14 protein-coding genes are annotated in these 25498 nt (G+C 36.7%); 5 read left to right on the forward strand and 9 right to left on the reverse strand.

Translation table 11 applies throughout. The features are described 5' to 3' along the window. Positions 1 to 16 precede the first annotated feature (16 nt). The 4 genes from H611_RS0112520 to H611_RS0112535 form a co-directional block, all read right to left on the reverse strand. Complete coding sequence (locus H611_RS0112520) at positions 17 to 322, reverse strand: hypothetical protein (protein ID WP_027138703.1); 306 nt, start codon at positions 320 to 322, stop codon at positions 17 to 19. Further along, positions 322 to 3516, reverse strand: coding sequence for an efflux RND transporter permease subunit (locus H611_RS0112525; protein ID WP_027138704.1), 3195 nt, complete (start codon positions 3514 to 3516; stop codon positions 322 to 324). The genes H611_RS0112520 and H611_RS0112525 overlap by 1 nt, the downstream gene beginning before the upstream one ends. A 70-nt stretch (positions 3517 to 3586) precedes the next feature. Next, positions 3587 to 4666, reverse strand: a complete 1080-nt coding sequence (locus H611_RS0112530) for an efflux RND transporter periplasmic adaptor subunit (protein ID WP_027138705.1) — start codon at positions 4664 to 4666, stop codon at positions 3587 to 3589. 53 nt (positions 4667 to 4719) lie between these two features. After that, a complete protein-coding gene (locus H611_RS0112535; RefSeq protein WP_027138706.1) occupies positions 4720 to 6039 on the reverse strand; it encodes a TolC family protein in 1320 nt (439 codons plus the stop codon). 261 nt (positions 6040 to 6300) lie between these two features. Between H611_RS0112535 and H611_RS0112540 the strand changes: the two genes are divergently transcribed. The 4 genes from H611_RS0112540 (at position 6301) to H611_RS0112555 (ending at position 12506) form a co-directional block, all read left to right on the forward strand. Continuing rightward, positions 6301 to 7428, forward strand: coding sequence for a vWA domain-containing protein (locus H611_RS0112540; protein WP_027138707.1), 1128 nt, complete (start codon positions 6301 to 6303; stop codon positions 7426 to 7428). A 2-nt stretch (positions 7429 to 7430) separates the two neighbouring features. Beyond that, positions 7431 to 8897, forward strand: coding sequence for a MoxR family ATPase (locus H611_RS0112545; RefSeq protein WP_027138708.1), 1467 nt, complete (start codon positions 7431 to 7433; stop codon positions 8895 to 8897). A gap of 226 nt (positions 8898 to 9123) precedes the next feature. Further along, complete coding sequence (locus H611_RS0112550; protein ID WP_027138709.1) at positions 9124 to 11205, forward strand: HAD-IIB family hydrolase; 2082 nt, start codon at positions 9124 to 9126, stop codon at positions 11203 to 11205. Between the two features lie 17 nt (positions 11206 to 11222). Then, positions 11223 to 12506, forward strand: coding sequence for a glycosyltransferase (locus H611_RS0112555; RefSeq protein ID WP_051238802.1), 1284 nt, complete (start codon positions 11223 to 11225; stop codon positions 12504 to 12506). 4 nt (positions 12507 to 12510) lie between these two features. On the opposite strand, the gene H611_RS0112560 is transcribed toward H611_RS0112555, so the two are convergent. Continuing rightward, positions 12511 to 13089, reverse strand: a complete 579-nt coding sequence (locus tag H611_RS0112560) for a YdeI/OmpD-associated family protein (protein ID WP_027138711.1) — start codon at positions 13087 to 13089, stop codon at positions 12511 to 12513. Continuing rightward, positions 13089 to 14735 carry a M1 family metallopeptidase gene (locus tag H611_RS0112565; RefSeq protein ID WP_027138712.1) on the reverse strand — a complete coding sequence of 549 codons (1647 nt, stop codon included), beginning with the start codon at positions 14733 to 14735 and terminating at the stop codon, positions 13089 to 13091. The genes H611_RS0112560 and H611_RS0112565 overlap by 1 nt, the downstream gene beginning before the upstream one ends. A 514-nt stretch (positions 14736 to 15249) precedes the next feature. On the opposite strand from H611_RS0112565, the gene H611_RS14930 reads away from it, so the two are divergent. Then, positions 15250 to 20577 (forward strand): fibronectin type III domain-containing protein, encoded by a 5328-nt coding sequence (locus tag H611_RS14930; protein WP_051238803.1) that lies wholly within the window; start codon positions 15250 to 15252, stop codon positions 20575 to 20577. Positions 20578 to 20879: 302 nt separating this feature from the next. Here the strand turns inward: H611_RS14930 and H611_RS0112580 are convergent, their stop codons facing one another. The 3 genes from H611_RS0112580 to H611_RS0112590 form a co-directional block, all read right to left on the reverse strand. Further along, positions 20880 to 22211: a M28 family peptidase gene (locus tag H611_RS0112580; RefSeq protein WP_027138713.1), complete on the reverse strand. Its 1332-nt coding sequence runs from the start codon at positions 22209 to 22211 to the stop codon at positions 20880 to 20882. A 205-nt stretch (positions 22212 to 22416) separates the two neighbouring features. Then, entirely contained in the window at positions 22417 to 24228 is a 1812-nt protein-coding gene (locus tag H611_RS0112585; RefSeq protein ID WP_027138714.1) for an acyl-CoA dehydrogenase family protein, read from the reverse strand. Positions 24229 to 24252: 24 nt separating this feature from the next. Then, positions 24253 to 25443 carry an acetyl-CoA C-acyltransferase gene (locus tag H611_RS0112590; RefSeq protein WP_027138715.1) on the reverse strand — a complete coding sequence of 397 codons (1191 nt, stop codon included), beginning with the start codon at positions 25441 to 25443 and terminating at the stop codon, positions 24253 to 24255. Positions 25444 to 25498: the final 55 nt, after the last annotated feature.

Consider the following 25498-nt stretch of genomic DNA (forward strand, 5'->3'; position numbering starts at 1 on the left):
GATTTTTAATTTAAGTTTAAATAAATTTTTCGATAGGTAGAACAATACCCCTTATAGGATTGTCTGTTTCTAGGTTGTTATTAAATTCTGTAATAAGATTAAATAAAGGGTCTATTTTTTCAGCATCGGTAAACGAAAAAAACATAATAGATTCATTTCCTTTACTTTTACCTGAAAACCAATTGGATGCTTTTACAATTGGAGCTATATTTTTATAGCCTTCAATGTCAAATCCACTAAAGGAGTCGATATTAGCTTTTTTGAATAATGTGAGTACTTCTTCTTCAAAAGCCTCAACAGCGGTTACTATTATTAATTTCATTAGTTATAATTTTTTCGTTCAATCATATAATATACTAGAGGTACTACGAGTAGGGTTAATACTGTAGATACAATGGTTCCACCCATAAGTGAAATGGCTAGACCTTGGAATATAGGGTCGAATAAGATCACGAAGGCCCCAATAACTACGGTTCCGGCTGTTAATAAAATAGGTGTTGTACGTACAGCACCGGCTTCAATAGCGGCTTGTTTTAATGGAACTCCTTCAGCCAATCTTAGGTTTATAAAATCAATAAGTAATACCGAATTACGAACCATAATTCCAGCAAGAGCAATCATTCCTATAAATGAGGTTGCTGTAAAGAATGCTCCCATTATCCAATGGCCCAGAATAATACCTATTAATGATAGGGGGATGGCAACCATCATTACCACCGGAGCTTTAAAGTTTTGGAACCAGCCTACAATTAAAATGTAAATTAAAATTATGGCTCCTAAAAAGGCAATCCCTAAGTCTCTAAATACTTCTAAAGTTATTTGCCATTCACCATCCCATTTAACGGTGTAATCGTCTTCGTAATCTGGTTGGCCCAAATACATTTCATTAATTTCGTAACCTGCTGGTAAAGGAATTTCTTTGAGTTTTTCTTCCATCCCTAGAATAGCATAGGCAGGACTTTCTAATTTTCCAGCCATATCTGCTAAAACATAAACGACGCGTTTTTGGTTTTTTCGATAAATACTTTTAGCACTTGTGGTCTTCTTGATATCAACCATGTCGGCTATTGGAATTAAGAAACCTTGTTCAGATTTTACTTTTAATTGTGAAATATCTAAAACATTCGATTTTTCTTTTTCCTCTAATGATAATATTACACCAACCTGATTTACCGCATTTTCATCATATAAATTAATTAATGGTCTGTTTGCTAAAGCCATATTCATAGTATAGGCTATTTGCTGTGGTGCAACACCATTAAGCATGGCTTTTTCTTTATTGATTTCAAATTGATACTCTGCTTGATTGTCTTCAACCATCCAATCGATATCTACTACATCATTCGTGTTTTTTAGGATGTTTTGAATGTTATTGGCTATTTCAATCTGCTTGTTATAATCAGGTCCGTAAATTTCGGCCACAATTGTTGATAATACTGGGGGGCCTGGCGGAACTTCTACTATTTTAACATTAGCATTATATTTTGATGCTATTTTTTGGATTTCAGGACGTAATAGCTTTGCTATATCATGACTTTGCTCACTTCGGTCTCCCTTATCTAAAAGATTTACCTGAATATCGGCCATGTTGCTGCCTCCTCTTAAGTCATAATGGCGTACAAGGCCATTAAATGTAATTGGGGCTGAAGTACCAATATAATTCTGGTAATTTACTACTTCAGGACGTGTAGATAGGTATTGGCCAATTTCTTTTGTTACCACAGCAGTGCGCTCTAAGGTTGTGCCTTCAGGCATATCGATTACTACTTGAAACTCATTCTTATTATCGAATGGGAGCATTTTTACAGCTACCGATTTAGTATAGAATAACACCATAGATCCCATAAGAAGTACAAATGTAAACCCTAAGAAGGCCCATCGTTTTGAACGATTTTCAATTAATGGGCGTTCGAACTTATTATAGATTCTATAAATAAGCGTGGTTTCTAATGGTTTTTCCTCTTTATCTACATGCGTTTTTTTGTTCTTTTCTCTTAGGAAAATATATCCTAGATAAGGTGTGATTGTTAGTGCTACAAACAATGATAATATCATGGCTATAGAAGCCCCTATTGGCATCGGAGCCATGTAAGGCCCCATTAAACCAGAAACAAATGCCATGGGTAATACCGATGCAATAACTGTGAATGTTGCTAATATCGTAGGATTCCCAACTTCATTAATTGCATACAGCGCAGCCTGTTTAAACGGCAGGCGTTTCATTTTAAAATGCCTGTGCATATTTTCAGCAATAATTATGGAATCATCGACTACTATTCCGGTTACAAATACTAAGGCAAAAAGAGTGATACGGTTTAAAGTATAATCAAGCATGTAGTAGCTTAGTAGCGTTAAAGCGAATGTAATTGGTACCGATAAAAATACTACTAAACCTCCACGCCAACCCATGGCGAGCATTACTACTAAGGTAACGGCAATAATAGAACCTATAAGGTGTAGTAATAATTCAGATACCTTATGTGAGGCCGTTTCACCATAGTTTCTGGTGATTTCAACATGTACATCGTCTGGAATTAGACTACCACGTAAATGCTCGACTTTATTAATAATAACCTCAGAAATTTTCATAGCGTCTGCACCTTTGCGTTTCGCAACAGATATCGTTACGGCAGGATATTCCGATTTGTATGCTAAGTTTTCCTCACTTCCTTGCCCGAAACCTAAGCTTACATAGTTTTGCGGTACTTGAGGCCCGTCGATAATTGATGCAATCTGTTTTAAATATATGGGTTGATTTTGAGAGACTCCAACGACTAAATTTTCTACATCGGTAATGGTTTCAAGAAATTTACCCGTATTTACAATGAATTCGGTATCATTCTTGTCGAAACTCCCAGAGTTTAGCTGGGCATTATTGGCTTTTATCATTTCTGAAACCGATAAGAAATCCAAGCCACTGGCAGCAAGTTTATCTTTATCTAAAACAACTCTTAGCTGTCGGTCTCTACCTCCAATTTTATGTGTAATAGCAACATCTTTTACTTTTTTAATTTCGCTTTCAAGTTCCTGTGCCATTTGACTTAGCAAATAGTCATCGTAATTTTCACTCCAAAGCGTTAAGCCTAAAATCGGCACGTCATCGATAGCACGAGTTTTAACTAATGGAAAGGTAACACCTTGGGGCATTTTATCCATATGCTTGTTAATTTCGTTATATAGTTTTACAAAAGAACGTTCGATGTCTTCGCCTACATAGAACTGAACGATAACCATACCTTGTTCTTTCATCGATGTAGAATACACATATTCTACCCCTTTGATATTCGAAATTAATTGCTCTAAAGGTTCTATGACCCTTGATTCAACTTCTGCTGGACTTGCACCCGGGTAACCTACAAATATATCAGCCATAGGCACATCAATTTGTGGCTCTTCTTCCCTTGGGATTAAAAAAGAACTATACACTCCAATAACCATAAACACTATCATTAAGAGTACAGTAAGCTTCGATCCTATAAAGACCTTGGCAATTTTTCCTGCTAAACCTTCTTTCATTTGATTTATATTTTTTTTATTAGAACCTTAATTGCTTTTTGTTAATTGTGATTCTAAAAGTTCTGTTTAATTATTGAATTGAAATTTTTGCACCATTATATAGCTTTCCTTCAGCTGAGATTATATAGCTTTCTTCTGAATTTAATCCGGATAGAACTTCTACCTGATCGCCATAGGTTCTACCCAATCGTAACCATCGTAATAAGGCCGTGTTAGTTGCACTTACTGTGTAAACTCCGGTAAGTTGTCCGTTGTTAACAATAGCCTCTTGAGGGATTAAAACTAAATTAGAATCCTGTTGTTTTTCAACTGGGAATAGTACTGTTGCAAACATGCCGGAAAGCACATTTTTTGAGGGCTTTTCTAAAGTTATTTTTACTAGATACTGGCCTCCGGTATGACGTGCGGACGAGCTAATTTCGGCTACTGTTCCTTTAAGTTCTTCTTCTACCGATTTTACTCGGGCACTTACAGTAATGCCTTTGTTAATTTGTGAAATTTCACTTTCCGGTACCATAGCTAAAATCTCGAATTGCTTAGGGTTTTCTAGGCTTATAAGGGGCATGCCTGGATTAGCCATATCACCAGATTTTACATATTTATTGGTAATAATTCCACTAAAAGGTGCTGTGATATTAGCGTATTCAAACTGCGCATTTATTTCATTTTTCATACCCTTAGCAGCTTCGAGACGAGCTTTGGCCATTTCATAATTGGCTGCAACATTATCCATTTCTTTTTGGGAAATACTTTTACTAGCAAATAGATTTGTAAAGCGTTCAAAGTCACGTTTAGCATTATTATATGCTACCGTAGCTTCAGATATGCCTGCGTTCACTTGGGCACGTTTGGCCTCTAAGTCTGAATTATTAATTGAGACTAATAACTGACCTTGATTTACCTGATCGCCAATTTCTACATGTATCTTATTTACATAACCCATAAATCGAGTACTTAAGTCGGCACTTTCAGTGGCTTGAATTTTACCACTAACCGTTAAGAATGGTGTGTTGTTATTTATTTTTACTGCATTTACATGAACCTTAATGGCAGGTGTGTTATCGGTTGCCGCCTGTTTGTTATTATTTCCACAAGCAGAAAATAGTAAGGTGAACAGGGTGAAAGCGATTATGTATGTATGTTTTTTCATTTAATTAGGATTTTATTTTTTTGATACTTGAGTAAGTTGAATTTGCCCAACTGTTAGTTGGTCATTAAATATGTTAAATAGGATTGTGCACGATTGTATTCGAAAATTGTCTGATAGTATTCCAGTTGTTTTTGGGCGAACTGCGTTTCTGCCATGAGCAAATCGGATGTTTTTTCAAGACCTTCCTTAAATCGATTGTTTTTTATGCGTAAGGCTTCTTCCGATTGTTTAAGGGCCATTTCTGTTAATTCTAATCTGTTTTTGGCATCGTTTAATTGTCTGGATGCTTGATTTAATTCCATCTGACTTTGAGATGTGTATTCTTCATAGGCTAGTTTTGAAGCTTCATAACTGGCTTTGCTTTTGTTCTTTTTACCAATACGTTTGCTGCCTTCAAAAATATTCCAACTTAGCTGGGCTCCTAACAAATAACCGTCTGTTCCTGAGTTAAATATTTTCTCGTTATGCATTTCATAACTACCAAAAGCGTTCAACCTTGGTAAATAAGCCATTCTATCTGCTTGTAGGTTGTCTTTTGCAGCTTCAGAAGCTATTTCCATTGCTTTTATGTCGGCTCTGTTTTCTGAAAGGACTAGGTTTTCGGCTTCTAATAAATGATTCGATGTTAACATCATACTTTCTTGCGGCTTAAAAATTACTTGATCATGGTTGTTTGTTAAGAATGAAATGTAATTTGAAGCATTTTTAACGTTGCTCTTCGATTTTAGAAGTTCGTTTTTTATTTCGGTTAAATGAATTTCAACCAATAATAAATCGGCTTGTTGCATGAGGCCTTGTTTGAAAAAATCGCTGGCTACTTTATAATTTTCTTGTGCAGCTTTAAGTGTCTCTTCCAATACACTAGCGGCTAAATATGCCAATTGAAGTTCCTGATAGGCACGTTTGGCTTCATAATGTAGGTATTCCGATTTTCTTTGTAACTGCAGGGATTGGGATTCCATGGCATGCTTAGCAGCTTTTCTTTGGTATATACCGTCTATATTAATAAGTGGTTGTTCAAAAGAAATAGCTGTAGCAAAATTGTTAGTCTGAGACGGGTTGTTTAATTTGTTCGGGTCAAAATCACTTTGTTGAATAATTCCTTGATTTAACTTAAATCCGAATGCCATTAACGGATTTGTCGTCATAGCTCCTGTATACGAAGCCGTAATATTGGGTAAAAATATGGCATTGGTTTGTTGATAATCGGCCTTAGCTTTTAAGAAATCTTGTTCCGATATTTTTTGAGAAAGGTTATTTTCTAGAACCATACTAATAACTTCCGATTCAGAAATGAATTGTTCCTCCTGAGCATTGCCTTTATATAAGAGTAGAATAAATAAGATGCTAAATACAACTTTAATTTTTTTCATGTGTTTTTAATTTATGGGGCAAATTTATATGAAAGCAATTGTGTTATTTGTAACTCTTGTTGCATAACTACTTGAGTAACAATTGTTACTGATTAATTGGTGTTGAATTTATATGGGTGCGACTTTAATTTTTTCTATTTTATAGAAACATGAAGATTGAACTCGTAATAAAAAGGATATAGCAATAATTTATACAGGCATTAATTAAATAGATATCAAACATTTAAGTAGTAATTTAAAAATCTGTATTTTTATATGGCTATGAAACAGGACGATATTAATAAACAGGGATTTGTATTTAAAACTTATGAGGCACCCAATCAATCACCGTTTGATAAGCTTTTCGAAATTTTTAAAGAGCTCATTACGCATACTTCAGGTGATTTCGATGAGGCAATAGATTGGTTGCATGAGTTGGACAAGGAATATAGATTAACCACGCCAGACTATTCTATTGATGATTTTATTGAAGACTTGAAGAAAAAAGGTTATATCCGTGAAGAAATTGATCCTGATGGTAATTCAGGAACAGCTATAACGGCGAAGACCGAACGTGCCATAAGGCAGCAGGCCTTAGATCAGATATTCGGTAAAATCAAGCGAAGCGGGCGAGGTAATCATAGAAGTAAAAGCCCAGGACTTGGCGATGAACATACCGGCGATTTCCGAGCTTACCAGTTTGGTGATGCCCTAGATAAAGTCTCAATGACCGAGAGTTTAAAAAATGCACAGGTTAATCATGGTATTAACGATTTTGCCTTATCTGAAGAAGATTTAGTTGTTGAAGAAACACTGCATAAATCGCAGATGAGTACGGTGCTTATGATTGATATTAGTCATAGCATGATTTTGTATGGGGAAGATAGAATCACGCCAGCTAAAAAAGTAGCCATGGCACTCGCAGAATTAATCACCACCCGATATCCAAAAGATACATTGGATATTTTGGTGTTTGGAAATGATGCCTGGCCAATAGAAATTAAAGATTTACCTTATTTAAAGGTAGGACCATACCATACCAATACGGTGGCGGGGTTGCAATTAGCTATGGACTTATTGCGTAGAAAACGACATACCAACAAACAAATATTTATGATTACCGATGGTAAACCTAGTTGTTTAAGATTACCAGACGGGCAGTATTATAAAAATAGTATGGGACTCGATGAGTATATTGTTAATAAATGCTATGCCATGGCACAGCAAGCAAGACGTCTGCATATACCAATTACAACGTTTATGATTGCGCGCGATAATTACCTAATGCAATTTGTCAGGGAATTTACATTTGCAAATCAGGGAAAGGCTTTTTATACAGGTATTAAAGGTTTAGGTGAAATGATTTTTGAAGATTACGAAACTAATAGAAAAAAAAGAATCAAAGGATAATTATGAATATTGAAACGATAAAAACTTTAGGCGATTTAAAACAATCTAATTATCAAAGTAAAAGTATCAAGGATGAGCTTCGTGATAATTTGATTCAAAAAATAAAGAATAAGGAAACTACTTTTGAAGGGGTACATGGTTATGAAAATACGGTAATTCCCGAATTAGAAAGGGCTATATTATCCAGACACAATATTAATCTTCTCGGATTGCGTGGACAAGCTAAAACACGATTAGCACGTTTAATGCTGAATTTATTAGATGAATATATTCCATACATCACAGGATCGGAAATAAATGACGATCCTTTTTGTCCCATTTCCCGATATGCTAAAGAATTAATTAAAGAACATGGTGATAATACTCCTGTTTCATGGTTGCACCGCAGTGAACGATTTGCGGAGAAATTGGCAACACCGGATGTAACGGTTGCCGATATAATTGGGGATGTAGACCCCATAAAAGCTGCTAATTTAAAATTAAGTTATGCTGACGATCGGGTTATTCATTATGGTATGATACCAAGAGCCAACCGCTGTATTTTTGTTATTAATGAACTGCCCGATTTGCAAGCCAGAATTCAGGTGGCGTTATTTAATATATTACAGGAAGGCGATATACAAATACGTGGCTTTAAGTTAAGATTACCTTTAGATATTCAATTTATTTTTACAGCTAACCCGGAAGATTATACTAACAGAGGTAGTATTGTTACACCGCTTAAAGATCGTATAGGATCTCAAATATTAACACACTACCCAATGGATTTGGAGACGTCTAAACGTATTACAGCTCAGGAGGCCAAATTATTAGAAGATCAGAAAAGTTCGGTTACCATTCCTGATTTAGCTCGCAATCTTTTAGAACAAATTACCTTCGAAGCACGCAAGAGTGATTACATTGATGCTAAAAGTGGAGTAAGTGCGCGTTTAAGTATTACAGCCTTGGAAAATTTATTGAGCACTGCCGAGCGCCGAGCTCTTATTGCAGGGGATGCTAATACGACCATTCGTTTATCTGATTTTATTGGTATCATTCCATCAATAACAGGAAAGGTAGAATTAGTTTATGAGGGTGAACAGGAAGGGGCCGCTATGGTTGCCTATAATTTAATAGGAGAAGCGGTAAAAAGCATATTTGTTAATTACTTTCCAAAAATAGAGAAACTACAAAAGCAGGAAGAAGATAGTCCGTATGATGATATTGTATCCTGGTTTTTTAATCAGAAAGAAGGGTTCGAATTGTTGGATAATTTAAGAGAGAAGACTTATCTCGAGATCCTAGATTCTATTTCACCATTAGACGATTTAATTGGGAAGTATCAGCCCAACTTAGCAAAGCAAGATAGTTATTTCATGAAGGAATTTGTCCTCTGGGCACTGGCAGAATTTAAGCTACTTAGTAAAAATCGCTTTTTAGAAGGTCTTCAATTTAAAGATCCCTATGGGAGTTTTATTAGTGGAATTTAGTTAAATTGTCATTTTTCAAATTCATGGTTTAAATAGATAAAATTTTCAAATCTTTATTTTAGAGTATGAATTTTTTTTATTCCAATAAAAAGCTTTGATCTAGGTTTTGTAAAATGCTATTTTTAGAGGTTTTTCGTGGTTTTTTATGTATATTAAGCAAAAACCATGCGTTTTTTGATGTTTTTAATTAAAAATTATCAAAAAATGCTTTAGAATAAATCTTTATATGGAAACAAACCTTAGTGATAAAATTCCTATTAAAATTTTATCTTTTGACATTGATAATACCTTAATCGATTTTCACACTTTAAAAAGTAACTTTACCAAAATATGGAATAAGTACAAGCCACAGGATATTTTACTTACCTATAATACAGGAAGGTTAATTGACGATGTTCTTAGACTTATTAAAAAGGGGGTTTTACCAGAACCTGATTATATTATAGGTGGTGTTGGAACGCTTATTTATGATTTTCATAATAAATGTACCGTTAAGGAATTTAATGATGTTCTTGATGAGGGCTGGGATATTGAAGCAGTTGAAGAACTCGTTCAGAATATTAATCACCCTATAAGTGAACAACCCGCTAAATTTCAACATTCATATAAACGAAGTTACTTTTTTCACGATGCCAACGATGAGCTTATTGCTAGCATAGAGCAGGATTTTGCTGATGCTAATATGTTGGTTAATGTCGTGTACTCAGGTAATAAATTTTTAGATGTACTACCTAAATGGGCTAATAAGGGTAACGCCTTACAATGGTTGCTTAAGAAGTTAGAATTGAAACCAGTAAACGTATTGGTAGCAGGCGATAGTGGTAACGATTCAGCTATGTTTAATATGAACGGGATTCGAGGTATTGTTGTTGCAAATGCTCATGAAGAATTATATAAGTTTACAAAATACCGCCAAGTTTATCATGCCGAAGGTGATCATGGTAATGGGGTTATTGAAGGACTTGTCTATTACGACATTTTTCCAGAAGAGGCGATGAAATTGTTGGAAGAAGATCATACCGATGATTATTTTATTAAACAGGAACTTAACAATATTGCAGATGAGGATGATAATGAAAAGCTTAATCTAATTCGAGAAGGTTATGAAAAGGCCATCATTGCTTTAAAAAAGAATATTACACCTCCAGGGTTTTCCGCTTGTTCCATTGCCGATAATGTTCCCAACGGTACAGATGAGAATTACCATAGTGTCTGGGCTCGCGATGGTGCAATTACTGTGATAGGATCATTATCGCTTATTCATGACGAAGAAATTCATACCTGTCAACGCCAGACCTTAGTAACTCTAATAGAGCACATTTCGCGTAACGGTCAAATACCATCTAATGTGCGCATTAAAGATAATGTAGCCGATTATTCCGGAGTGGGAGGTATTTGCTCTATAGATAGTGGAATTTGGGTAGTTATTGCATTCTATGAGTACGTTAATGTAACCAAGGATATGGAGTTTCTGCGAAAATATATAGGGGATATAAAAGAAACCATGCGTTGGCTGGGGGCTCACGATAGTAATAATGATGCCTTACTTGAAATTCCGGAAGCAGGGGACTGGACCGATTTGTTTGGTGGAAGCTATAATATTTTATACGATGAAATTTTATGGTATCGTGCCAATGTATGTTTTGGCAGAATGTATGAAATGCTCGGAAATTATGAAGAAGCAGGTGAATATATTCGATGGTCGCAGGTTATTAAAAAGGAAATATTACAAAATTTCTGGCCTTCCACGCAACAAAAATTATTTCAGTCGGTCTCTTTTGCCGAACGTCAGTTTACCTTGGGAGATACATCGTATTTAATTGCTCAAACAACGCCTTTCGATTTTAGTTGGCGCTGTGATGTTTTCGGGAATGTATTAGCTTTTTTACATGGAACAGTCGACTCTGAAAAGGCGCATCAAACTTTCAAATTTATGTTAGGTGTAGGGGTTAATGATCCCTATCCAGTGCGTAATGTATATCCTGTTGTTACTCCGGGCGATCCTGATTGGCGACCTTATTATACTGTGAATCTGTTAAACTTACCGAATCATTATCACAATGGTGGTATCTGGCCATTTGTTGGCGGATTTTGGGTGAAGTTTATTAATAAATTAGGACTTCGTGAAGTGGCAATTTCAGAATTATATAAGCTCGCTTTAATAAACAAAGAAGGCCTTAATGAAGAATGGGAATTCACCGAATGGGCACACGGAACTTCCGGAAAAGCTATGGGTAAAGCTTATCAGGCCTGGTCAGCAGCTCAGTATATTTCAGCTTGTAACGATTTAAAAATAATTAATAAATAACTCAAAATATAAAAATTATGAAGTCAATTTTAATGATCTCTTTACACGGATATGTAGGAGCAAATGCCGAATTAGGAAAACCCGATACGGGAGGACAGGTAGTTTATGTTTTAGAGTTAGCAGAACGTTTTAGTCGATTAGGGAAAAGAGTCGATTTAGTAACTCGACAGTTCGAAGATCAGCCCGAATATGACCATGTAGACGAAAATTATAGTGTATGGCGTATTCCGTTTGGAGGTAAAAAGTTTATCAGAAAAGAGGATATGCACGATCATTTGAAAAAGTTCGTGACTAACTGTCTGGCAGCTATTAAAAAGGAACGCAAAAAATATGATATTGTTTACACCCATTATTGGGATGCTGGTTGGGCAGGACAAAAAATTGCCGAGGAATTAGGAATTTCTCACGTACATACGCCACATTCCTTAGGTTGGTGGAAACAGCACACCATGGGAAGTGATATGGATGAAAAGGAAATGGAAGAAAAGTATCGTTTTAAGGAGCGTATTCGTAAAGAGTATTTTGTTTATCAAATGTGTAATTATGTTATTGCGACCACGCTGCCTCAAGTAGATTTATTAACCCAGCAGTATGACGTTTTACCTCGAAACTGTGGTATGATACCTCCGGGAATTGATGAAAATAGGTTCTTTCCTGTTCCAAGTAAGGAAAACGATAAAATACGTGCCAAATACGATATTCATCCAACCGATATTTTGGCTTTAGGCCGTATGGCCCATAACAAAGGTTATGATTTACTAATTCAGGCATTACCTACTGTTTTTGAATTATGCCCTGAAGCCCGCCTGGTAGCCGCTATTGGCGGCGATCAGTCGAAGCAGGATAATAAGGGGATTGAAGGTTTAAAAAAATTAGCTGGTGAAATCGGGGTGTTAGATAAAATTACCTGGAAAAATTACATCGCTGATGCCGATTTGGCTAATGTATATCGTTCGGCAAATATTTTTGCCATGCCATCAAGATATGAACCCTTTGGTATGGTTGCTATTGAGGCCATGGCCTGTGGAACACCTAGTGTAGTAACCGTTCATGGTGGGTTGTACGATTTAATTGATTTTGGTAACCAGGCGCTGTTTGCCGATCCGCATCGTCCATTAGAGTTCGGTGCTATGATGTCGATGCCTTTATTATATCCTAAATTACGTAATGAATTATCTGTGGAAGGTGCACGTTTTGCACGTCGTAATTTTGGGTGGACAGGTATAGCGAAACGCATTCTTACAATTTTTAATAACTCGATTAACCAACGATCTATGGAATCCAGTATTTATACCCAATAAGGTATTAATAATTGCCTTTTGTTTTAATATTATTAGCGCATAATTGAATAATCTCAGTTATGCGCTTTTGTCTTGTAGATTCTCGTTTGGCCTGATGAAGCCAGTATAGATAGCTTTTTCTGTATGAAGGCGCAAAGTTGAGGTAGTTGTTGTAAGCTTCAGTATTGTTACCAAAGGCAATTTGTAAATCGTCAGGGATTATGCCATTTTCAACATCATCTAAAGCAGCCCAGCTTCCGTTTGCTTTGGCGATTTCAATAGTTCTTAAACCAGTTTCATGTATTAGGTTTTCGGTAATTAAGACTTCAATGTACTTTTTGTTAAGCGCGCTCCATGCGCTTTTTGGATTTCTTGGTGAGAAGTATTGGCGCCGTTTACCATTACCTAAACTCTTTACAGTACTATCGATCCAACCATAACAAAGCGCAACTTTTACAGCTTCTTCCCAGCGCATACTTTCATTTTCGTGTTCGACTTTATAGAATATTAAATAAACCCCTTCTGCCGATTTATGGTTTTTGTCAAGCCAGTTGCGCCATTCAGAATCCGTTTTAAAATAAAGCTCAGGAAATTTCAAAGGCATTATATTTTTCTGGATTCTACATAAAAATTGGGATCGATTTTGAAATCTGAATGGTTCACATTCAGTTCCATACTTTTCCAATCAGTATTCGGGAAAATCCATTGCTCTTTAGAATCAATAGTAACTTTAATAGGCATATCAAACTTATCAACAACGTTTGTCCATCGGTATTTTACAGTCTGATTGTTAATAGCATATTCCAGGTTTGGGATTTTGGTGGTACGCAGGTACTGGTTAAAGAATTCGGTTAAATCTATCTCGGTTTCCTGACTTAAATAATTTTCTATTTGCTCGGTAGTTACTGTTTGATGATAGAATGTTCTATTCATCCCACGTAAAATTGAGCGCCATTTATCATCATCCTCAATAAGCTGTCTTAAGGTATGTAGCATATTGGAACCTTTATAATACATGTCTCCAGAACCTTCTTTATTTACATCGTAATAACCAATTATTGGACGATCGTTTAAGATTAATTGTCTTAATCCAATAACGTATTCCGAAGCAGCCTGTTTTCCGTAGAAATAATCTAAAAATAAACTTTCAGAATAGTTAGTGAAACTCTCATGAATCCACATGTCGGCAATATCCTTATTGGTGATGTTATTGGCAAACCATTCATGTCCTGATTCGTGCACAATGATAAAATCGAATTTTAGTCCCCAGCCAGTACCCGACAAATCGCGCCCTAGATACCCTTGTTTGTAATCATTTCCATAAGTAACAGAACTTTGATGTTCCATGCCCAGATAAGGTACTTCTACAAGTTTGTAGCCATCTTTATAAAATGGATATTGGCCAAACCAGTGTTCTAGGGCTTCCATGGTTCTTGTGGCATCTTTAAAATGAACTTTTGCTTTTTCAAGATTGTCTTTTAAAACGTAATAGTCCATATCTAAATTACCTCCTTCACCATTGTATACTTCTGAAAAGTGGGCATAATCACCAATATTGAGATTTACTCCGTAATTATTTATAGGGCTTCCCACAAACCAGCGATATGTTTTGGTATCTCCATATTGTTCAATACTTCTTAAACGCCCGTTAGAAATGTCCATTAATTTGCTCGGTACATTAACACTTATTTGCATGCTGTCAACCTCGTCGTACATATGATCTTTACACGGCCACCAAGAACTGGCTCCTAAACCTTGGCAGGAAGTGGCAATAAAATCGTTACCATTAGAGTCTTTCTTCCATGAAAATCCACCATCCCAAGGGGCACGAACCGCTTCTCTTGGGTGCCCTTCATAGTAGACATCTATACTATTTACTTCACCTATATTTTGTGAGTCTTCGAGGGTTACGAAATGGGCATTCCCTTCACGAACAACAGCTAATTGTTTTCCTTTTTGAATCACTTTCGTGATTTGCATAGGTTCTTGTAAATCAATCTGCATAACAGAGTGTTTGTCTAAAACCTTATATTGTATGGTGTTTTTTCCTGATATAAATTTGTTCGCAGGGTCTACCTTAATATCTAAATGGTAATAGGTTAAATCCCACCAGACACGTTCAGGTGTAATGCTGCCTCTAAGGGTGTCTTGTCTAGTAAAATGATTTTTCTCTTGTAATAAACTTTGTGAGTTTCCTGATACGGATAGTATTATTGTTAAAAATAGGAATAAGCTATAACGGCTAATCATGGTGAAAAATTTTGTTTAAAATTAAGGAAAAAGGTTCTTAACGCCTTGTTAATATTTCGCAATTAAATACGAATTGCCTTGCCCTATTTTGAATGTCGTATTATGAAAATTAAATAATGACCCCATTTATAAGGATAAAGCAGGCTATTGCCAATATTGTTATTTATTATGAAGAAAAGTTAATAGAAGTATTCACGTTTAATATCATCATATCAATGTTAGGAGGTTATTTTTTGTAATGTTTTTTAATTCATACACAGACAGTCATAAAGGCGTTTTTTAGAGGTGTAATCACGCTTAACGAGTTGTTTGTTAATTTATTGCATCTTACCCTGATTAATTTGTCTGCCTATTTAGCGTAATATATCCCCTTAAATTATTTAATAAAAATTTGATATTGCAACTGACTGAAAACTAACTAACTAAATCTAATTAAACTAAATTTATGTATTTCAATTATTTCAAGGAGAAACAAAAGTTTCTTTGCTTGCATTATTACAAGCTTAAAAAAACAATGAAATGGCTTATTCCATTTGCATGCCTTCTTTTAACCATTCAAATACATTCTCAAGCAGAACAGGGGCTTAAGGGTATTATTCGAAGCGGTAAAACGTATAAAGCAATTACAGAAGAAGGTGAGTTGTATTTTAAAAGAAAGCATCCAGGATTAACTAAAAAGCAATTAACAGAAGGTGCTTATAGGGATGGTGAGTTTGTAAAATTTGAACGCTGGAAGAATTTTTGGAGCAGACATCTTACACCAGATGGAAATCTCGCTGACATCTCGGCATTTTACCAAAACAAGACACTTTCAAAATCGGGTTCTACATCAAAACTTAGTGCTACCTCATCTAGTCCTTATGCACAGGAACCATGGAGTAATATTAGTTATTCCAATTATATGGGAGGTCAAATTGGAACGGGTAGGACGACCTGTATAGGCTTTCATCCAACCGATGCATTAACATTCTATGTTGGGACAGCGAACGGTGGAATTTGGAAAACAACAGATGGTGGTCAGACGTATATTCCGCTTGGAGATGATCTTCCGTTATTATCGGTGAGTAGTATCTTGGTTAATGCTAATAATCCAAACACAATATATATATCGGTAAGTGATCACGTATGGTATGGACACCCAGGGATAGGAGTTTATAAATCGATCGATGGAGGTTTAACTTGGGCTCCAACAGCATTAACATTTAATATGTCAGAAAAAAAGCAATTAAGTGATATTGTTGCAGACCCAGCTAACCCTGATATTATGTTAGTTACTACAACAAAGGGAACTTATAAGACTACAGATGGTTTCAATACGGTTAGTCAGGTAAATACCTATAAAACGACCTCAAGTCACAAAATAGCATTTGCTCCTGGTAGCAGCAATATCGTATATTTATGTGTAGATGCGGGACAGTTTTATAAAAGTACAGATGCCGGTGCAACCTGGACACTTAAAAAGGATTTTGGGAGCGGTCAGTTTACTTTAGCGGTAACCCCTTTAGACCCTCAACGCGTATTTCTGTCTAAAGCAAAAGTACTTTATAGATCGTATGATCAAGGAGAAACTTTTGCGGTGAATAATGAAAAAGCTTTGCCAGAAAATGGACGTATTAAGTTTTCTCCTAATAATACCGAAACCCTGCTGACCGGAAATTTTGAATTTTGGAGATCAGATAATGCAGGTTCAACCCATACTCAAATTGCTGACTGGGTAGGCGCCGGTGGATTATACGAAATGCATGTAGATGTTAGAACTATAGTTGTAAACCCCTTAGAAAGTAACAAGGTTTATATTTGTCACGATGGGGGTATAGATAGGTTAAATGTTGATAATAACAATTTTGAAAATCTTTCAGGAGGACTTGTTATTACTCAGTTTTATGATATAGCTACTGCACAATCCAATAATATTGTTGTTAGTGGAGGATCGCAAGATAATGGTTCGGTTTTTAAAAATGCATCAGGAACCTGGCAATACTTTGCTACTACAGGGGATGGTATGGTAACAGAAATTGATCCTACAGATGTAAACACCATGTATTGGGAATATCAATATGGTGATATGAGAAGATGGAGTGGAGGATCCAACACAAATATATCTCCAGCTGGTCAAGGTGGTAGTGGTGCTTGGGAAACACCTTATGAGCTTGATAAAACAAACCCAAATCGTTTGGTAGTAGGCTATAAAAGTGTGTATGAAAGTACAAATAAAGGTAATAGCTGGACGATTATTGGGGATAATATTTCTGGATCTAATCTTACGGAAATTGCTATTTCCAAGTCTAACCCGCAAAAAATATATGCAGCTAGGGCAGGTGTTGTTTATGAAAAAGATGCAGCTAGCAACAATTGGACCACCCATACAATACCTACAGGTTCGATTACAGATCTAAAAGTGGATCCTACAAATGAAAATACTATTTATATTACATTAGCTGGGTATAGTGCCGGTAATAAAGTATATAAATCTATTGATGGCGGTGCTAATTGGACTAATATATCAGGGACACTTCCTAATGTACCTGTTAATGCTATTCAAACATATGAATCGGTTCCTGGAGGGTTGTTTATAGGAACTTTTAGTGGTGTTTATTATACTGATGATAGCGCTACAGATTGGTTGGAGTATGGACAACTTCCGCACACCGATGTAAGGGATATTGAGATTAACTACACTGCTCAAAAAGTAAGAGTTGGTACACATGGTAGGGGTATTTTTGAGGCAAACATTAATGTAAGCGTTTGTAATGCGAGTTCTCCGGACACAGATGGTGATGGTATATGTGATTTATTGGACTCTTGTCCTAATTTAGATAATAGTCTTATTGGAACGCCTTGTGACGATGGGGATCCAACGACCATAAATGAAGTGTATTTGGACGATTGTGGTTGTGGAAATGGTACTTATGTAACGCCTACTTATTGTTCTGCGCAAGGTAGTGCTGGAACAGGATCGGATTATATTTCAAGAGTACAATTAAATACTATTGATAATGCTTCCGAGAAATCGACGTATTCAGATTATAGAAATCAGATTACCGATCTTGAAATTGGCCAAACCTATAATGTTACTATTTCGTTAGCCGCATATTTTACAGGTGACGTGGCTATGGCTTGGATTGATTTTGATGCTAATGGTATTTTTGATAATACTACTGAACTTATTACGTTTTCCGCATATACTAATAAAACGGCAACGGCACAGGTTACTATTCCACAAAATGCTCAAATTGGTGTAACCGGTTTTAGAGCTAGGAATATTTACGGAACGGCTGTCGATCCATGTGGTAATTACTATGGAGAGGTTGAAGATTATGCAGTGCGAATCATAGCAGCGCCAGACACCGAAGCTCCTACAGCGCCAACAAACCTTGCCGCATCAAACATTACCGATACAACGGCTACCTTAACTTGGACAGCCTCTACCGATAATGTAGGGGTAACATCTTATGAAGTATTTGAAGATGGGATTACAAGTATTGGCTCTGTTACAGGAACAAGTATGAACCTAACGGGATTAACAGTAGCAACACAGTATAACTATACTGTTAAGGCTAAAGATGAGGCAGGAAACATATCTACCGCTAGTAATACAGTAACCTTTACAACTATCGATACTCAAGCTCCTACGGCACCAACAAATCTTGCAGCATCAAACATTACTGATAAAACTGCTACCTTAACCTGGACAGCTTCTACCGATAATGTAGGTGTGACATCCTATGAAGTATTTGAAGATGGGATTACAAGTGTTGGCACTGTTACAGGAACAAGTATGAACTTAACGGGCTTAGTGGCAACTACCCAGTATAGTTATATTGTTAAAGCGAAAGATGATGCTGGAAATGTGTCTCCTGCGAGTAATACATTAACTTTTACTACTGGTACCGAAACATTACCAACATATTGTTCTGCACAGGGAACTGCCGGAACAGGATCGGATTATATTACAAGAGTACAATTAAATACTATTAACAATACTTCTGGACAAACACAGTATTCAGATTATACAAACCTGATAACCGATCTAGCGGTTGGTCAAACCTATGATGTTACCATGGTGCTTAACCAAGCTTTTGCAAGTGATGTCGCTATGGCCTGGATTGATTTTGATGCCAATGGTATTTTTGATAACACTACCGAACTTATTACGTTTTCCGCATTTTCTAGTAATACGGCAACGGCACAGGTTACTATTCCGCAAAATGCTCAAATTGGTTTGGTCGGTTTTAGGGCTAGGAATATTTATGGAACGGCTGTCGATCCATGTGGTAACTATTATGGAGAGGTTGAGGACTATGGGGTGAGAATAACAGCAGCACCTGTACCCGATACCGAAGCACCTACAGCACCAACAAACCTTGCTGCATCAAATATTACCGATACAACGGCTACCTTAACTTGGACAGCTTCTACTGATAACGTGGGTGTGACATCCTATGAAGTATTTGAAGATGGGATTACAAGTGTTGGATCTGTTGCAGGAACAAGTATGAACTTAACAGGGTTAACGACAGCAACACAGTATAACTATACCGTTAAGGCTAAAGATGCTGCTGGAAATGTTTCCACTGCTAGTAATACAGTAACTTTTACAACTATCGATACTCAAGCTCCTACGGCACCAACAAACCTTGTCGCATCAAACATTACCGATACAACGGCTACCTTAACTTGGACAGCCTCTACCGATAACGTGGGTGTTACATCCTATGAAGTATTTGAAGATGGGATTACAAGTGTTGGTTCTGTTACAGGAACAAGTATGAACTTAACGGGGTTAACAACAGCAACACAATATAATTATACCGTTAAGGCTAAAGATGCTGCTGGAAATGTTTCCCCTGCTAGTAATACAGTAACCTTTACAACTATCGATACCGAAGCACCTACAGCACCAACAAACCTTGCTGCATCAAATATTACCGATACAACGGCTACCTTAACTTGGACAGCTTCTACCGATAATGTAGGGGTAACAACCTATGAAGTATTTGAAGATGGGATTACAAGTGTTGGATCTGTTGCAGGAACAAGTATGAACTTAACAGGATTAATGGCAGCAACACAGTATAACTATACCGTTAAGGCTAAAGATGCTGCTGGAAATGTTTCCCCTGCTAGTAATACAGTAACCTTTACAACTACTAATCAGCCTCCAGCGACCTATTGTACGGCATCTGGAACGAGTGGTACAGGAAACCATTTTATAAATAGGGTTCAGATTAATACCATTGATAATTCATCATCTTCAAGCACCTATTCAGACTTTACCAATCTATCTACGGATCTAACACCAGGAGCCACATATACCATGTCAATTAAATTGGAACAGGCAAGTGGACAGGACAATGCGATGGCCTGGATTGATTACAATGATAATAAGTCTTTTGAAAGTAATGAATTGATAACTTTCTCAGGTTATAAGGCTAAAGTTGCAGATGCCACGTTCACAGTGCCATCAGGGGCAAATGCAGGTAGTGTTCGACTTAGAGTGAGAAACATCTATTCGAGTTCAGCCGTCGATCCTTGTGGAAATTATGCTGGAGAAGTTGAAGACTATACCGTTATCATAAATGCGTTACCTGAGTCTCCTACGTTTGGGAATGACTCTTTTGTTTATCCAAATCCAGCTTCAACAGAATTAAACATAAAGCCTTCAAGTAGCTTAAGTGATTACAATGTAAGAATTCTTGATGTCTATGGTAATACTATTTATAATAAAAGAAATGCTCATGAAATTGATGTGTCATCATTTCCAAATGGTTTATATATTGTAGAAATACATTATTTAACAACTTCAGTAAGGTTAACAAAAAAGGTTTTAGTTAGTCATTGATAGAATATAATTAGTTTTGCTTTTAAAAGAGCCCCAAAGTATGCTATTACTTTGGGGCTTTTTCTTACTTGTGTTTTACAAATTTAAAGGATATTTAAAATGCTAAGCTAGGAAGAAGACCGAAGGCTTTTCTTTCAGTATTTATTTTAAGCCAGTATTTATTTTAAGCGTTTTTTTGTCTTAATTAACCAATCAGTTAAAACGATTCTAACGATAGGTTAATATGAAAAGAGGCCCTTATTTAACTATAAAACGTTTTTTAATTTGAATTAGTTATATGTTGTGCATTAAAAGTAATGTTATTAGCGAATAATGCTGTTGGGGAATACCACCATGCTCTCAAAACCATCCTCGCTGACTGATGAAACGCCAAAGAAATAATTGTCAATTACAATACCTTCAAGAGTAAACTTTGAAACATCGCCAACGTAACGACTGTAATCCCAGGTAGCAGAAGTGGTATCTCGCCAGTAAATTTTATATCCTTTAGCACCATCAACTTGGTCCCATTGTAATTTTACTGAAGGCTCAACAATGCCTCCAATAGCTACATTTTCGGGAGGAGGCGGAGCCGAGGCCAAACTTACCAGACTTATAGTATTGACAGCAGTTAGTTTTTTTGTATATTCAAAATTAACGTGTTCTAAAACATCACCATACTTCACGCCATGTTCTTCTCTAACATCCTGATGTTGTCGGATGTAATTTTCGTGTGTTTCCATAATCCGAACGGCAGGATACCCCAAATCGTTAAATGGACGATGATGGCCGCCACGACCAAATCGATCTAATCGATAAATCATCTTGGGATTCATTTCCGGCATATAAGTGTTGGTGGTTTTATGTATATATCTGGCCAATTGACGAGAATTACCATCAACTTCTCCGCCGTAAAACCTTCGTAGTTTTCTGGTTTCTTCAGGTTCGTTAGCAGGAACTGGTTCCGAGAAAATTCTAAAGGAGCGGTTATCAATGACGCCATCTACACCCTGAATGTTCCCAATCATATCATTATTAAGAACACCTAGGATAGTCCAATTGTGATTTTTGGCATAATGAGCCAAACCTTGCCCTCCAAAAAGACCTTGTTCTTCACCAGAAAGTCCAACATAAACAATATTGTGTTCAAATTTATAGTTAGATAAAACTCTGGCAGCTTCAATGGTTCCAGCCATACCCGAAGCATTATCGTTGGCACCGGGGGCGTCTGTTTTAAAGTCCATAGTATTACTAGCACGAGAATCAATATCACCACTTATTATAATATAGCTGTTGGGGTATTTGGTTCCTTTTTGAATGGCTATAACATTCACTATCCAGGCATCATGAGGAACTCGATGATTTCCTTCTTTAGTCACGAAATCTTTTTGATAAAATACCTCTATGCAATCATTACAATTGTTAGAAATCGTTTCAAATTGTAATTTTATCCAACGTCGTGCCGCACCAATACCTCTAGTGTTTGAAAGGGTATCGCTGAAGGTGTTTCGAGTTCCAAAATTGACTAAAGTTTCAATATCGTTTTTGATGCGTTCGGCAGACACTGCATCAATCATATCATAAATTTTTTGATGCGTTTGGGCAGAAATTAGAAGCGTAAAAAATAATAAAATAAGCGTAGAGACTAGTTTCATAGGGTAAGAGTTTCTACTAAAATACTAAATTATACAGAGTTTTAGCTGGTCATTTTCTTCTCACATTATTTAATTTAATTAGCCATAATAGAACAGAGGACTCTGTATAAAGATAGAAGTGATTACCAAACAGCTTATAAGATAAAAGCGTTTCAATAATGTATTGAAACGCTTTTATTGTTTGAATTAGTCATCTGGTTTGCTTTTAAAAGCAGTATTTGTTTTCTTTAATAACCTTATCAGCTATGGTGTTTCTAAGCTCAATAATATTTGGCATATTCACATATTTAATATAGCGTTTTAATCCCATAAGCATCATGCGTTGTTCGTCGCCAGAAGAGAATGAAATAATGGAATGTTTTCCAGCAGTTTCAATAACATCAATGGCGTGGAACAGATTTAGTTTTGCCATAGCAATTTGTTCTTTAACCTGATCTTCTCCTTGTTTCTTGGCCAATTTTTCAGCTCTTAAAATGGCAGATTCAGCTAAATATATTTGTATCAAAATATCGGATGCCGCTAACATCAACTGTTGTTGTTGTTCTATGGCTTCGCCATATTTTTGAAGTGTAGCTCCAGCAACCATTAAAAACAACTTTTTAAGGTTGTTAATAATGCCTTTTTCTTCGGAAAATAATTCTGAATAGTCTGGTGTATCAAATGAAGGAATACTCATAAGCTCCTCTTTAACAGCCATAGCAGGTGTTAAGACATCGACATGACCTTTCATGGCTTTTTTAATAAGCATTCCTATGCAGAGCATACGGTTAATTTCATTAGTGCCTTCGTAAATTCTTGAAATACGAGCATCACGCCAAGCTGATTCTAAAGGGGTGTCTTCTGAAAAGCCCATACCTCCAAAAATTTGAATACCTTCATCGGTACATTTTTGAATGAATTCAGAGACCGCTACTTTTAAGATGGAACACTCAATGGCATATTCCTCAACACCTTTAAGTTCGGCTTCTTGTTCGGTGTCTTTACCGTTGTTTTTTCTTAGTTCAATACGGTCTTCAATATTTTTAGCTGCACGATAGCAAGCACTCTCACCTACCCATGAATTCGTAGCCATCTCGGCAATTTTCTGACGAATGGCTCCAAAGCTTGAAATAGGGGTTTTAAATTGAACACGTTCATTGGCATATTTTACTGATTCTGTGATGGTGCGTCTTTGGGCATCTAAACACGCTGCAGCCAATTTAATACGTCCTACGTTTAGGGCATTCATTGCTATTTTAAATCCATTGCCACGTGTAGAAAGCATATTTTCGACAGGAACAACTGTATCGTTAAAAAAGACCTGGCGCGTTGATGAGGCTCGGATCCCCAATTTATGCTCTTCTTCGCCCATTGTAATCCCATTAGGGTTTTCCGGGTCGTATTCAACAATAAAACCAGTAATGTATTTGTCGCCTTCAATACGGGCAAAAACAATCATTAAACTGCAAAATCCCGCATTAGAAATCCACATTTTTTGACCATTAATGAGGTAGTTTTTTCCATCTTCAGATAAAACAGCCTTGGTTTTTCCTGAATTGGCATCACTACCGGCGCTTGGTTCTGTTAGGCAGTAGGAACCAAACCATTCACCAGAAGCCAGTTTGGGAACATATTTTTGTTTTTGTTCTTCCGTACCATATAAAGTAATGGGCAAGGTGCCTATACCAGTATGAGCTCCAAAGGCCGTACTAAAGGAACCTGTCGCGCCTGATATGAAATCACATACTAGCATACTGTCTACAAAACCCATACCCATACCCCCATAGGCTTCAGGGACCGAAACACTTAAAAAGCCCATTTCGGCTGCTTTTTTCATGCATTCCTCTGTAAAGGCATAATCTTTAGCCTCAAAGCGGGGTTTGTTAGGCCAAAGTTCTCGATCGACAAATTCGGTAACAGCCTCTTTCATCATAAGTTGTTCTTCCGAAAAATCTTCCGGGGTAAAAATGTCCTCGCAACTGGTTTCTTTTACTAAAAATTGTCCGCCGCGAATAATGTCTTTATCTGTTGTTTCCATGATAATAATAAGTTTAAATCTTTTTTAATTTAAAAATTCGAAAATGCCACAAGCTCCTTGTCCGGTGCCAACGCACATGGTAACAGCACCATATTTGTTTTTCATTTCTCGTTTACGCATTTCATCGAATAACTGTACCGATAATTTGGCTCCTGTACAGCCTAATGGGTGCCCTAGGGCAATAGCACCTCCATTTACATTTACAAGGTCGGGGTTTAGTCCTAATTCTCTAATTACGGCAATGGATTGTGAAGCAAAGGCTTCATTAAGTTCTATTAATTCTAAATCGTTTTGTTTTAACCCAGCTAGGGAAAGTGCTTTTGGAATGGCCTTTACAGGACCAATACCCATAATTCGGGGTTCCACGCCTGCAGCCGCATAGCTCACTAATCGGGCAATAGGTTCTAGGTTTAATTCTTTTACCATATCCTCACTCATAACCATTACAAATGCGGCGCCATCACTCATTTGAGATGAATTTCCTGCAGTAACACTACCACCTTGAGCGAACACTGGTCTTAATTTCGCAAGGGCTTCTAAATTGGTGCCAGCTCTTGGGCCTTCATCTTTTGTAACCGTATAAGTTTTAGTGGCTTTTTTGCCATTTTCATCAATATAGGTTTGCTCTACTTCAATAGGTGCTATTTGATCTTTAAATCTATTTTCAGCCTGGGCTTTTAAGGCTTTCATGTGGGAATGGTATGCAAATTCATCTTGGTCTTCACGAGATACATTAAATTGTTTAGCTACCGCTTCGGCAGTATTACCCATGCCCCAATAATAGTCTTCGTGTCCTGCTTTTACGGTATTATAGTTCAGTTCAGGTTTAAATCCTGTCATAGGTACCGAACTCATACTTTCAGCGCCACCTGCAATAATACAATTGGCCATACCAGTTTGTATTTTAGCGGTGGCTATACCAATCGTTTCAATTCCAGAAGAGCAAAATCTGTTTACCGTTACACCTGGAACATCAACACTATTTAACCCAATTAAAGAGATAAATCGTGCCATATTGAGTCCCTGTGCACCTTCTGGCATGGCATTGCCGACAATAACATCGTCTATTTGTTTTACATCCAGATCAGGTAGTTCTCGCATCATGTATTGAATGGTTTCAGCACCTAATTCATCGGCTCGTTTAAAACGAAAGACGCCTTTAGGAGCTTTGCCGACTGCCGTTCTGTATGCTTTAACTATATATGCTTGTTTCATTTTTTAAAGTCTTTAAATTTTCAGTTTAGTGGTAATAACGCTAACTCAACAAATC

The sequence above is a fragment of the Gaetbulibacter saemankumensis DSM 17032 genome (assembly GCF_000425645.1).
Classification (GTDB): domain Bacteria; phylum Bacteroidota; class Bacteroidia; order Flavobacteriales; family Flavobacteriaceae; genus Gaetbulibacter; species Gaetbulibacter saemankumensis.

Excerpts from the sequence above, each read along its gene's own strand:
- H611_RS0112520 (WP_027138703.1), bottom strand. The coding sequence starts at position 322 with ATGAAATTAATAATAGTAACCGCTGTTGAGGCTTTTGAAGAAGAAGTA.
- H611_RS0112525 (WP_027138704.1), bottom strand. The coding sequence starts at position 3,516 with ATGAAAGAAGGTTTAGCAGGAAAAATTGCCAAGGTCTTTATAGGATCG.
- H611_RS0112530 (WP_027138705.1), bottom strand. The coding sequence starts at position 4,666 with ATGAAAAAACATACATACATAATCGCTTTCACCCTGTTCACCTTACTA.
- H611_RS0112535 (WP_027138706.1), bottom strand. The coding sequence starts at position 6,039 with ATGAAAAAAATTAAAGTTGTATTTAGCATCTTATTTATTCTACTCTTA.
- H611_RS0112540 (WP_027138707.1), top strand. The coding sequence starts at position 6,301 with ATGAAACAGGACGATATTAATAAACAGGGATTTGTATTTAAAACTTAT.
- H611_RS0112545 (WP_027138708.1), top strand. The coding sequence starts at position 7,431 with ATGAATATTGAAACGATAAAAACTTTAGGCGATTTAAAACAATCTAAT.
- H611_RS0112550 (WP_027138709.1), top strand. The coding sequence starts at position 9,124 with ATGGAAACAAACCTTAGTGATAAAATTCCTATTAAAATTTTATCTTTT.
- H611_RS0112555 (WP_051238802.1), top strand. The coding sequence starts at position 11,223 with ATGAAGTCAATTTTAATGATCTCTTTACACGGATATGTAGGAGCAAAT.
- H611_RS0112560 (WP_027138711.1), bottom strand. The coding sequence starts at position 13,089 with ATGCCTTTGAAATTTCCTGAGCTTTATTTTAAAACGGATTCTGAATGG.
- H611_RS0112565 (WP_027138712.1), bottom strand. The coding sequence starts at position 14,735 with ATGATTAGCCGTTATAGCTTATTCCTATTTTTAACAATAATACTATCC.
- H611_RS14930 (WP_051238803.1), top strand. The coding sequence starts at position 15,250 with ATGAAATGGCTTATTCCATTTGCATGCCTTCTTTTAACCATTCAAATA.
- H611_RS0112580 (WP_027138713.1), bottom strand. The coding sequence starts at position 22,211 with ATGAAACTAGTCTCTACGCTTATTTTATTATTTTTTACGCTTCTAATT.
- H611_RS0112585 (WP_027138714.1), bottom strand. The coding sequence starts at position 24,228 with ATGGAAACAACAGATAAAGACATTATTCGCGGCGGACAATTTTTAGTA.
- H611_RS0112590 (WP_027138715.1), bottom strand. The coding sequence starts at position 25,443 with ATGAAACAAGCATATATAGTTAAAGCATACAGAACGGCAGTCGGCAAA.